This is a genomic window from Lentzea indica (genome assembly GCF_012184385.1).
Lineage (GTDB): Bacteria > Actinomycetota > Actinomycetes > Mycobacteriales > Pseudonocardiaceae > Lentzea > Lentzea indica.
This window is the reverse complement of the sequence record NZ_VSRL01000272.1, coordinates 1-11,359: the sequence shown is the minus strand read 5'-3', so window position 1 is coordinate 11,359 and position 11,359 is coordinate 1. Positions and strand designations below refer to the sequence as shown.

Sequence of the window (11,359 nt, the reverse complement as noted above, 5' to 3'; positions counted from 1 at the left end):
TTGACCGACCTGGTGCGGCGCGAGCAGGCCCGGCGCCGCCGGGAGGCGTCGTCGCCCAGTGGACGCTGCCGGAGCAGTGGCTGACCCCGTCCGCCGACCAGACGGGCGCCGACTCCGACGACACGCTGATCCTGCTGTTCCTGTGCTGCCACCCGTCGCTGTCCCTCGCCTCACAGATCGCACTGACGCTGCGGGCGGTGGGCGGGCTGACCACCGCGGAGATCGCCAGGGCGTTCCTCGTCCCCGAGTCCACGATGACCCGCCGGATCACGAGGGCCAAGCAGCAGATCGCCGGCAGCGGAGTGCCGTTCGGCCTGCCGGCCGAGCACGAACGGGCGCCCCGTCTCGCGGCGGTCCTGCACGTGCTGTACCTGATCTTCAACGAGGGCTACGCCCCCACCGCGGGGCCGCACCCACAGCGGGACGACCTGGCGGCAGAGGCGATCCGGCTCACCCGTCTGCTGCACCGGCTGCTCCCCGGCGACAGCGAGGTCGCCGGGCTGCTGGCGCTGATGCTGCTCGTGGACGCCCGCAGGTCGGCCAGGACGGCACCGGACGGCGCGCTGGTGCCGCTGGCCGACCAGGACCGTTCGCTGTGGCGCGCCGACTTCATCGCCGAGGGCGTCGCGCTGATCACCGAGGCGTTGCCGAGGGGACCGGTCGGCCCCTACCAGCTCCAGGCTGCCATCGCGGCGGTGCACGACGAGGCACCCGACGCCGAGCGCACGGACTGGCCGCAGATCACCGCGCTCTACGAGCTGCTCATGCAGGTGTCCGACAATCCCCTCGTCGCACTCAACCGCACCGTCGCCGTCGCGAAGGCGCAGGGCGCGCAGGCCGGGATGCATCTGCTCGCCGAGCTCGAGGCGGACAAGCGGCTGGCCGACGACCACCGCCTGCACGCGGTGCGCGCCTACCTGCTCGAGGCAGCGGGCGAGCACACCGCGGCTCGGGCCGCCTACCAGGCGGCGGCCGACCGCACCACCAACCCGTTGCGCAAGCGCAGCCTGCACACGCACATCGACCGGCTCACCGCGGGCGGGTGACTCAACCGGCGGCCGCCACCCGCGCGCCGGAGCGTTCCGCGACGAACGCCTCCAGCACGCGCACGGTGTCGTTGGGACTCGGCACGTTCCTGGACTCGCGGCTCAGCCGGACGGCGTTGGCCACCACGCCCGGATCACCGACCACCCGGACGATGTGCTCGCGCAGCAGTTGCGGAGTGAGCTGGTCGGAGTCAGCGACGTAGGCTCCCGCGCCCTGTTCCTCGACGCCCTTGGCCAGCGCGACCGGGCCCCACCACTTCTCCGTCGAGTCGATGTTGGGCACGATCAGCTGCGGAACGCCGTGCTCCAGGGAACTGGCCATCGGCCCGTAGCCACCGTGGTGCACGACGGCCGTGCAGGTCGGCAGCAGCACGTTGAGCGGCGCGAACTCCACCGCGCGAACGTTGTCCGGCACCGTCCTGTCACCCAGCTGCTTGGCGTTGAACAGCGCGACCACCTCGATGTCGAGGCCCTCCACCGCCTCGAACGCGGTGTCCACCCAGTTGCTGTGCCCGAACCAGTTGTCGCGGTGCGAGATGCCGTGGGTGATGCACACCCGCGGTTTGCGCGGCGGCCGGTACATCCACTCCTCGACCTGGTACGGACCGTGGAAGGCCAGTGGCCGGGTCGGCAGGTAGTGCACGTCGTCCGGCCGCCAGGTCCACGGCGGCCAGCCGACGACCGTGCGCTGACCGATCACGATCTCCTCGTCGAAAGACTCGCCGTAGCTCTCCAGGATCGGCTGCAACCAGTCCCTGACCGGGTCCGGCAGGCCCGCGCTGCGGTGCAGGCCGCCGTGCGCGCCGTAACAGGCGGCGCGGATCTGCGCCATGGTGTCCGAGCCGAAGAGCATCCGCACGTCGGCGGCCCCGGTCACCCGTGCGGCGACCGCCGCGGCCAGCACGAAGGGGTCGCGGACGATCAGGTCGGCCTGCCAGTCGCCTGCCAGCTCCACGAGGTCGTCGAAGATCGCTTCGTGGTTGAACAGGGCACGATGCCCCCACGCGGTGTATTCGAGCTCGGCGAACGGGTTTTCGCGCGTGTATTCGGTCTGTGCCGGCTTTTCCACGGGACCGCTGCGCGACCCGCCCGAAAGGCGGGGGACCTCCCCCATCAGGGGCGCGAGGTCGACGGTGGCGCCGACCGGAAAGCCGGACAGGCCGGTCGCGCCGATCGCGTCCACCATTTCCGGTGGCGCGGCGACACGCACGTCGTGACCGGCGTTGCGGAACGCCGCGGCCAACGGGACCTGCACGTACAAATGAGCCTTGAAGGGGGCAGTGACGAACAGGACGCGCATCGGGGGGCTCTCTCCCTGGGATCGCCGTTCCACGTGTTGATCGGACAGCCGAGTCGGTCAGAGCATCACGCGCCCTGCGCGATGAGCGCATCTCCGCAATTGCTCCCTCGCCGGATCACACGAGAACACGGATCACACGAGAACACGGGGCACGGACGAAGAAACGCGGCGGTGGTCAGCCCACGTCGGCCAGGATCGAGGACCGGATGTCCATCAGCGCGAGCACGACCGGCGGTCGATCGACCGCTTGGGACGCAGCACCAGGTCGCCCACCGCGGTCACGGTGTCCGCGGTGACCCTGATCGGGCCGGTCGAGCCGACGACGAGGCCGGTGTCACCGTCGACCGGTGCGCAGATGACCTCGTTGCGGTCCGCCGAAAGGGAATGGGAGAGCACGTACCACTCGCCCTGCGGGACGTGGTCGATGTGAAAGGGGCCAGGGCGGTGGAGAACCGCGCACCGGACCGGCCGTCCCTGCGGGATGCGGCCGGGGAAGACCCCGACGAACACGAGCCCCAGTTCGTCCGGGTGCTGCGCGCGCACGTGGCCGTGCACCGAGCCGACCTTGCTCGTGCTCCACGCGGACTCGCGCAGGCAGCGCAGGTCGGTCTTGCCGCCCACGCTGCGGTAGACGCTCGGCGGCACGCCCACGGACTTGCTGAACTTCGCGCTGAACGTGCCGACGCTGGAGTAGCCCACCCGGTGGCTCACCTGGATGATGCTCATCGGCGTCGACAACAGCAGGCGCTTCGCCTCCTGCAGCCGGACAGCGGTCAGAAATCGGCCAGGGGAAATTCCGGTGACTCTCTGAAACACCCGAGTGAAGTGGAACTTGCTGAACATCGCTGCGCGCGCAATGTCCTCGACAGTGACTTCCTCATGCAGGTTCGAGAAGATGTACTCAACCGCGCGGGTCACCGCTCGTTCGGCCGCGTCCATATTCCTGCATCCTCCCCCCAGTAGCCCCGGAACAGTAATCCAAAGGCCCGTGTTCGACATCTCAGCTGATTTATTCCCAATCACCCTGGTATACGAACCCTACGTGAGGGGAGGCTCGCGGAGCGCGATCGCGACGTCGAATTGACCGTTCACCGGAATGGCGGACCGGGTTCGTCGCACGGTGACCGTTCCCGATACGGCCGCACGGCCCCGCCCTCCGGATTCCACCGAACAGCGTCATCGGAATCCGCCGATCGGCGAACGTCCTCTCGTTTCGCTGACAGCACTCCGCACGGACCGTTACGAACATCGGCCCGCGGAAACTCTCTAACCAGTCACCAAGACGGCACGGTTGAAGACGAACACCGAGTACGCCTTGCCCGTGTCGGCCACCATCAGTAACCTGCATCGGCCTCTGCGGCGGCCTCTCCTGCCGCGACCACTCGTGCCAGTGGCGACATGTCCCACAACCCGGCTCTCACCGGAACGGCAATCTCCGAGATGGCGGGTACCAGGCGAATCCGTAGGGTCGAGATCGCCCGATTCCCGCAGGTCCACGGAGGTTTCAATGGACGCCGCCGCCTCGTCGCCGCCACCGGGAGGACCCAGGTGATCAACGTGTTCCAGCCGTCGCTGGGCGAGCGGGAACTGGCGGCGGTCCGCGCCGTGTTCGAGAGCTGCTGGATCGGCAAGGGGTCACGGGTGGCCGCGTTCGAGGCAGCGTTCGCGGCGCACATCGGCGCTGCCCCGGAGCAGGTGATGTCCACCAACTCCTGCACCGAGGCCACGTTCCTCGCGATGCAGCTGCTCGGCATCGGTCCCGGTGACGAGGTCGTGCTGCCGACGGTGAGCTTCGTCGGCACCGCCAACGCCATCGCCGCACACGGCGCACGTCCGGTGTTCTGCGACGTCGACCCGCGCACCCTCAACCCCGGCGTCGAGCACGTCGCGGCCGCGCTCACCCCGGCCACCAAGGCAGTCCTGGTGCTGCACTACGGCGGCTATCCCGGGCAGGTGGCGCAGATCGCGGAGCTGTGCCGGTCCAGGGGGATCAAGCTGATCGAGGACGCCGCGAACGCCCAGGCGTCCACAGTGGACGGGCAGGCCTGCGGCACCTTCGGCGACATCGGCGTGTGGAGCTTCGACCACGGCAAGATCGCCGTGGCGGTGGACGGCGGGATGTTGTTCGCCAGGAATGCAGAACTGGTCGAGCACGGGCGGAAACTGGCGTACTTCGGCCTGGAGCAGACCAGCGGCTACGACCAGTCGATGCGGGCGCACACGCGCTGGTGGGACTTCGAGGTCTCCTCGTTCTCCCGCCGCTCCGTGCTCAACGACGTGCTGGCCGCGATCGGACACGTGCAGCTGGACCGGCTGGCCGAGTTCGTCGCGCGCAGGCGCGAGATCGTCGACGCCTACGACAAGGCGCTGGAGGCGGTTCCCGGCGTGCTCGTACCGCCGGCCCTGCCGCCCGGTCACGACAGTTCCTGTTACCTGTACTGGGTGCAGCTCGACCCGAACTTGCGGGACGGGGTCGCGAGGCGACTGCACGAACGCGGGATCTACACGACCTTCCGGTACCCCCAGCTGCACAAGGTCCGCGCCTACGGTGCCGGAGACCTGTCCCTGCCGGGGGCGGGCCATGCCGGCGCGGCCACCCTGTGCCTGCCGCTGCACCAGGCGCTCACCGACGACGAGGTCGACTTCGTCAGCACGTCGCTCATCGAGGTGCTGCCCGGCTGATCGCACTCGCCGTGCGGGCACGCCGGTGTGACACCACGTGCTCGCACCTGCCGGTGATCACCGCTCAACTGCGGCGGATCGCGTCCAGCAACTCGGCCTGGCGCCGGGACTCCTCCCCCACGACCTGTCCCGACCGCACCGCGGCGACGAAGGCCGCGACCGTGTTGGCCACCTGGTCGTCGGCGGGCAGGCGCAGGACCCGCTCCCCCACCCCGTCCCGCACCACGACGACCGACTCGTGGTCGGCCGGTGGCGTGAACGCGTGCTCCACGATGATCGACCCCGACGTGCCGACCAGGCGGTAGGCCGAGCGGTATCCGTGGTCCAGGCCGAACCCCAGCTGGGCGCTGACGCCCTCGGGGGTCACCAGCAGGGCCGCGCCACCGGTATCGACAGCACGGCCGGAACTGCGCCTCCGGGTGGCGCCCACGACCCGGAGCCGGGGACCGAGGAAGAACAACGCGACGCGCACCGGGTAGACGGCGGTGTCCCACAGCGCACCGCCGCCCAGCTCGGGCTGGTGCCGGATGTCGTCGTCGGGAGGACTCGGCACGGTGAAGTCGGCGTGCAGGGCGTGCAGGTCACCCACGACGCCGTCGGCGACCATGTCGCGCACGGCGGAATGCTTGCTGTGGTTGACGAAGAACACGTTCTCCGCCAGCACGAGCCCGAGCGAACCGGCCAGGTGCCGCAACCGGGCCGTGGTCGCGGCGTCGATCGTCATCGGCTTCTCGACGAGCACGTGTTTGCCGGCCACCAGCGCGGCCTCGATCCACTCCGCGTGCAGGGCCGGTGGCAACGGCACGTAGACCGCCTGCACCGAGTCGTCGGAGAGCACGTCGGCGTAGCCACCGGCCGCGCGGCACCCGTATTCGGCGGCGAAGAGTTCCGCTTTCGCCAGCGACCGGCTCGCGGTCACGGCGATCTCCACGTCAGGACAGGCGGCGAAGGCGGGCAGCATCCGCCGTTTGGCGATCTGGGCGCAGCCCAGCACACCGATCCGCAGGGGTGCGTTCACCACGACACCGCTCATGACCGGTTCGGTTCGCCGGGGATCCCCACCTCGAGCCGTGGCCGCGCGTCCGGGTGTGGCCGCGACTCGACACCAACGGTCTGCGCCATCTTGTCTCCCGAATTCAGATCCGACAGCTGAGCCGATCGTCGCCCACCCGCGCTCGCGCCGCACCTTTCGTATTGCTCAGCAGAAAAACAAAGTGCGCACGATCGGAAAAACATGGCGCGCACCGGCCGGTAACATGACCAGAAAATGCACCTGACCAGCGACCTCCTATCGAAGGACGGACTGGAGTGGACAGCGACAAGACAGCACAGCACGGATGTCGCATTTGCGGGGGCACCCTGAAGAAATGGTGCGATCTCGGCCGGCAGCCGGTTTCCCAGTCGTTCCGGGCGCCGGATTCGACAACCGAGGAGTTCTTCTTCGACCTCGCCGTCGGGCTGTGCACGTCCTGCACGCTGGTGCAGCACGTCGCCGAGGTGCCGCGGGAGCTGATGTTCCGGGACAACTACCCCTACCGTTCCTCGGAGTCGGCGTTCATGCGCCGGCACTTCGAGCAGGTCGCCTCCGACCTCCTCGCCACCGAACTGTCCGGCCCCGACCCCTTCGCGGTCGAGATCGGGTGCAACGACGGCATCATGCTGCGCACGATCAACGAGGCGGGCGTGCGGCACCTCGGCGTGGACCCCTCCCTGCAGGCGGCCGAGGTGGCCAGGGCCACCGGCATCCGGGTGCTGGCGGACTTCTTCGAGGAGGCGACCGCGCTGGCCGTCCGGCAGGAGCACGGCCCAGCGGACCTGATCTACTCCGCCAACACCATCAGCCACATCCCGTACCTCGACTCGGTGTTCCGCGGGGTGGCCGCGCTGCTGGCGCCGAACGGGGTGTTCGTCTTCGAGGACCGCTACCTGGGCGACATCCTCGACAACGCCTACTTCGACCAGATCTACGACGAGCACTTCTACCTGCTCACCGTGAGGTCGGTGCAGGCGGTCGCGGCACGCCTGGGTCTCGAACTGGTGCACGCCGAACGGATCCCGGTGCACGGCGGGTCGATCCGGTACACCGTGGCGCTTCCGGGGGCCCGCGTCCCCTCCCCCGCCGTCGCGGAACTGGTGGCCGCGGAACGCGACAGGGGACTGGACCGCGCCGAGCAGCTCGAAACGCTCAGCACCAGGATCGAGGAGATCCGCACGGACCTGGTCCGCCTGTTGCGTGACCTGCGCGCCAACGGAAAGCGGGTGGTCGGCTACGGCGCCACCGCCAAGAGCGCGACGGTGACCAACTACTGCGGGATCGACCAGAGCCTCGTCGAATTCGTCTGCGACTCGACGAAGGGCAAGCACGGCCTGCTCACGCCGGGAATGCACCTGCCGGTGCGCCCGATCGAGGCCTTCTCCGACCCGTACCCGGACTACGCGCTGTTGTTCGCGTGGAACCACGCCGCGGAGATCATGGCCAAGGAACAGGCGTTCCGCGAGCAGGGCGGCCGGTGGATCCTCTACGTGCCCAAAGTGCACGTCGTCTGATCTCCGCCGAGGTGGGCGGGTCGCGGAACCGCACCGGTCCCGCGACCCGTCCACTCATCGTTGTGCGACCAGGGTTTCCAGCTGGGTGACGACCTCGAACGGGGAGGGTTGCGCGGCGATCTCCCCGGCGAGTCCGGCCGCCACCGCCGCGATGTCGGCCGACTCCAGCAGCCGCACGCAGTGCCCGACCACGGCCTCCGGCACGATCTCGGGGGACAGCATCCGGATTCCGGCGCCGGCCTTCGCCACCGCGTCGGCATTCTCGAACTGGTCGTCGAACTGCGGGAAGATCAGCTGCGGCACGCCGGCCTCCAGCGCGGTGAGCGTGGTTCCCTGACCACCGTGGTGGATCAGCAGATCGCTGACGCGCAGCAGCTGCCCCATCGGCATCCAGCCCACGTGCCGCACGCCCCGCGGCCACGGTCCCCACGCGGCGGCCGTGCGGTCGTCCACGGCGACGGCGACGTCGAATCCACAACGGACGAGTTCGCGCAACGCGACCAGCAGTTCGTCGCGCAGCAGATCCAGACCGAGCTGCGGCACCAGGGTGCCCAGGGTCAGGCAGATCCTGGGCGCGGTGCGCGGCCGGAGCATCCAGTCCGGAATCCGCGCGACCCCGTTGTAGGACACGTGCCGCAGGCCGGAGTGCCCGGTGGCGTGCGGCAGCCGCAGGCTCGGCGGCCACGGGGTCAGCAGCAGGTCCGGTTCCGGCAGCTCGGTCATCCCCAGCCCGGCCAGCTCACCGGCCAGCACCTCGGCACCCGACGACCGGTACTCGGTCAGGTCCGCGACACCCCAGCGCAGGTCGACCAGCGGCGTGCCGTGCTCGGCCGCGGCGATCGGGCCGGCGAACTCCGCTCTCTCGCTGACCACCACATCCGGTTGCCACAGCTCGACCACCGCCCTGGTCGCGGACAGGGTCTTGGCGGCGATCTTGCCGAACATCCGCCCGTGGGCCCGCCGCAGTCCCTCGTCAGGGCCTCCCGACCCGGCCGGTTCCAGTTCGACGAAATCGGCCCGCAGGCCGCTGGACACCACGGGCAGACCGGCGTTCAGCACGGAGTCGACGAAGTTGTCCGGGGCCGCGACGAGCACCTCGTGACCGGCCGCGCGGGCCGCCCAGGCCAGCGGCACCAGCGGAAAGAAGTGACCGGGCAACGGTTCCGACGTCAGCAAGATCCGCATGAGCTGCTCCCGTTCACTTGCGGACGCCCGTGAACAGGCCGGGCCCGTTGGGACGGCCGGCGTCGAGCCGAAGTGGCGCGACCAGTTCGACGGCGCACCCGGCCCGTTCGAACGCCGCGACGTAGTCCTCCCGCTCGAACAGGGTCACCGTCAGCTCCTCGGTGAAGTCGCGGATGCCGGTGGCGTCGGCGACGGTGAACCGGACCTCCATCCGCGTCCGGTCACCGTCGCGGACCGACCGGGTGATCCGGGAGACCACCCGGTCGCCGTCACGGAGGACGTGCCCGTCCACGTAGCCGTCGATGAAGTCGCCGGGGAACCACCACGGTTCCACGACGAGCACACCGCCGGTGACGAGGTGATCGGCCATCCTGGCGATCGCGGCGTCCAGGTCGGCCCTGTCCGGCATGCAGGCCACCGAATTTCCCAGGCACACCACGGCGTCGAAGGTCCGGCCCAGGTCGAAGTCACGCATGTCGTCCCCGTGCACGGCGACCCCTGGCAAGCGGGCGGCGGCCCGCTCGCGCATCCCGTCGGCCGGCTCGACCCCGGCCACCTCCTCGAACAACCGTTGGAAGGCCTCAAGATGTGCACCGGTTCCGCAGGCGACGTCGAGCAACGAACCGGCCGCAGGGAACCGGGACCGGACCAGGCCAGCCACGGAACCGGCTTCCGCCTCGAAATCCTTGCCCCGGCTGAGGAAGACCTTCTCGTACAACTCGGCGTGCTCAGCTCCGTACGGCATCTGCGCTCCTCGGCGTGGCGTGCGGGAATCAGCCGCGTCGTGGACACGGACGCGCTGACCGGCAACGGAAACTGCGTTCTCCGGCCTCGCTCACCGGCCGGGATTCCAGCAGTCACCTCAAGGATGGGCGTGCGGACCGAGGATGTGCATCTCCTGACATGCGCATCCTTTCGCCGCACTGATGAGGTAAATTCGCCTGCTGAAAACAAGAACCCGCTGAACGTGTCAGCGGGTCCAGAGTCCGGAATGGACAGACGAGCTAACGCCGCGGTCCGGCCGACGACGTCGCACGCTCGGTCAGGCGGGAAGTTCCACAGGGCCGGCGAGCTGCCGGAGTTCGGCGTTGCACATCATGAGCCGCCGCGTCGGCAGGTGCCGCAAGTAGTGGTCCACGTCGGCGCCCAGCGCGAACACGTGCACCGGAACGCCCGAGGCGCGGCCCGACTCGACGGTCTGGCGCAACGCGGCGAGCACGGCCGGGTGCCGGGTCTGGTAGGTGGCCGCGACCCTGTGGTTGCCGCGGTCGGCGGCGAGGTAGAACTGGATCAGGTCCTTGGTGCCGACGAACAGCTCGCTGGCTCCTGCCGCGCAGAACTCGGCCGCGGAGTGGACGGCGGCCGGTGTCTCGACGAAGACGCCGAGCGGGGTGTCGCCGGTCAGGCCCAGGTGCTCGCGCAGGCGGAGGAACTCGGTGCTGTCGTTGATGAACGGTACGGCGAAGCTCACCCGGTCCGCGTCCGCGCCCAAGTGGTCGTTCACGTGGGCGCGCAGGGCCCGGAAAGCAGCCGGGTAGTGGCGTTCCGCGAGCAGCCACCGTGCGCCGTGCAGGCCCAGCTCCGGATTGGGCTCGTCGTCCACCTCGATCCCGGTGGTCATCCGCGCGGCGTCGTCGGAGCGGAGGTCGAGCAGCCTCATCACAAGTCGTTGGCCCGGAAGGAGTTGCTCCACCATCGAGTGCAGTTCCGCGGCGATGGCAGTGCCGTAGCGCTCAGCCTCGCGCGGCCCGGCACGGAGGGCGTCGATCGGGCTCAGACCCGCACTGAGGCACAGGAACTCCTCGCGGATGAAGTAGCGGTCCACGCGCGGCATGAGGTCGTTGGTGGCTCGGATGTCCGTGGCGTCGGCGATCACCACGCAGATCGACTCGACGTCGTCGATGCCGGGGCGCGAGGGTTCCACCCACAGCGGCACGTGTCCGGCGTTGCCGTGGATGATCGAGCCGCGGTCGAGCCGGATGGTGACGTCGCCGACGAGCGCGTCGAGGTCGAGCGGATCGACGCGCAGGACGGGAATGCCGCGGGAACGGCAGAGGGACTGCATGTGGCCCGTCCGGCCACCTCGCGCGCAGATCACCGCGGCGGAGGCCATGATGGCGTCGTAGAGCTCCGGGCCGAGCACTTCGGTGACCAGAACCGCGCCGTCGACGGGTTTCCCGGTTCTGTTGCACGTGCCGCGGAACGTCCTCAGGTGTCCGCCGACCAACACGTCCGCTGGTGTTTCGCGAAAGTTCACTGGCGTCCTTCCACCGATCCCCGAGCGGAGTGCCGCGGTCGAGAGCGTGTCGACCGGACAGTCCACGTTGATCTGAGGATGGCAGCCGCCGAACCGGCCCTGCATCTTCCGGAGTGCGTGGTGCTCGTCAGCCGGCGGGCTCGTCGAGTCCCAGCAGGGAACGCAGATCCCTCGGCGTCACGGACAGGTCGTTGAGCTTCGCCGCGGCCTCGGTGTTCGCGGCGGACCGGAGCGCGTGGACGGTCACGGGGACCTGGCCGTCGCGGGCCAGGGCGTCGCGCACGGCCGCGAAGCTCTCGTCGAGCCGGAGGGCCAGTTCCTCCCGGTCCGCGCCGCCGCTCG

The 11,359-nt window shown here is 69.6% G+C and carries 8 protein-coding genes and 2 pseudogenes; 3 read left to right on the top strand and 7 right to left on the bottom strand.

Annotated elements, in window-relative coordinates; translation table 11 throughout:
- Positions 1–1,046 (top strand): annotated as a pseudogene (locus FXN61_RS41170) (RNA polymerase sigma factor); the annotation flags it as partial.
- Between the two features lies 1 nt (position 1,047).
- Here the strand turns inward: FXN61_RS41170 and FXN61_RS41165 are convergent.
- Together FXN61_RS41165 and FXN61_RS41160 are read right to left on the bottom strand one after the other, a co-directional pair.
- The gene (locus tag FXN61_RS41165) at positions 1,048–2,346 is read right to left on the bottom strand and encodes a nucleotide disphospho-sugar-binding domain-containing protein (protein WP_167979283.1); all 1,299 of its coding nucleotides are present in this window, start codon (positions 2,344–2,346) and stop codon (positions 1,048–1,050) included.
- 213 nt (positions 2,347–2,559) lie between these two features.
- Positions 2,560–3,162: a helix-turn-helix transcriptional regulator gene (locus FXN61_RS41160; protein ID WP_312878399.1), complete on the bottom strand. Its 603-nt coding sequence runs from the start codon at positions 3,160–3,162 to the stop codon at positions 2,560–2,562.
- A 732-nt stretch (positions 3,163–3,894) separates the two neighbouring features.
- On the opposite strand from FXN61_RS41160, the gene FXN61_RS41155 reads away from it, so the two are divergent.
- On the top strand, positions 3,895–5,028 hold the full coding sequence (locus tag FXN61_RS41155; RefSeq protein ID WP_312878397.1) for a DegT/DnrJ/EryC1/StrS family aminotransferase: 1,134 nt from the start codon (positions 3,895–3,897) through the stop codon (positions 5,026–5,028).
- A 64-nt stretch (positions 5,029–5,092) separates the two neighbouring features.
- On the opposite strand, the gene FXN61_RS41150 is transcribed toward FXN61_RS41155, so the two are convergent.
- A complete protein-coding gene (locus FXN61_RS41150; protein ID WP_167979281.1) occupies positions 5,093–6,061 on the bottom strand; it encodes a Gfo/Idh/MocA family protein in 969 nt (322 codons plus the stop codon).
- A gap of 275 nt (positions 6,062–6,336) precedes the next feature.
- Here FXN61_RS41150 and FXN61_RS41145 point away from each other — a divergent pair, with 275 nt between their 5' ends.
- Complete coding sequence (locus tag FXN61_RS41145) at positions 6,337–7,575, top strand: methyltransferase domain-containing protein (protein WP_312878396.1); 1,239 nt, start codon at positions 6,337–6,339, stop codon at positions 7,573–7,575.
- Between the two features lie 54 nt (positions 7,576–7,629).
- Here FXN61_RS41145 and FXN61_RS41140 read toward each other — a convergent pair whose 3' ends face one another.
- From FXN61_RS41140 to FXN61_RS41125, 4 genes and pseudogenes are all read right to left on the bottom strand, one after another.
- On the bottom strand, positions 7,630–8,760 hold the full coding sequence (locus tag FXN61_RS41140) for a nucleotide disphospho-sugar-binding domain-containing protein (protein WP_167979280.1): 1,131 nt from the start codon (positions 8,758–8,760) through the stop codon (positions 7,630–7,632).
- A gap of 13 nt (positions 8,761–8,773) precedes the next feature.
- Positions 8,774–9,505: a class I SAM-dependent methyltransferase gene (locus tag FXN61_RS41135; RefSeq protein WP_167979279.1), complete on the bottom strand. Its 732-nt coding sequence runs from the start codon at positions 9,503–9,505 to the stop codon at positions 8,774–8,776.
- 297 nt (positions 9,506–9,802) lie between these two features.
- Positions 9,803–11,017: a putative PEP-binding protein gene (locus FXN61_RS41130; RefSeq protein WP_312878395.1), complete on the bottom strand. Its 1,215-nt coding sequence runs from the start codon at positions 11,015–11,017 to the stop codon at positions 9,803–9,805.
- 127 nt (positions 11,018–11,144) lie between these two features.
- Positions 11,145–11,359: pseudogene (locus FXN61_RS41125) on the bottom strand (FAD/NAD(P)-binding protein); the annotation flags it as partial.

Bases quoted from the DNA above. Each gene is read 5' to 3' on its own strand.
- FXN61_RS41165 (WP_167979283.1), bottom strand. From the start codon at position 2,346: ATGCGCGTCCTGTTCGTCACTGCCCCCTTCAAGGCTCATTTGTACGTG.
- FXN61_RS41150 (WP_167979281.1), bottom strand. From the start codon at position 6,061: ATGAGCGGTGTCGTGGTGAACGCACCCCTGCGGATCGGTGTGCTGGGC.
- FXN61_RS41140 (WP_167979280.1), bottom strand. From the start codon at position 8,760: ATGCGGATCTTGCTGACGTCGGAACCGTTGCCCGGTCACTTCTTTCCG.
- FXN61_RS41135 (WP_167979279.1), bottom strand. From the start codon at position 9,505: ATGCCGTACGGAGCTGAGCACGCCGAGTTGTACGAGAAGGTCTTCCTC.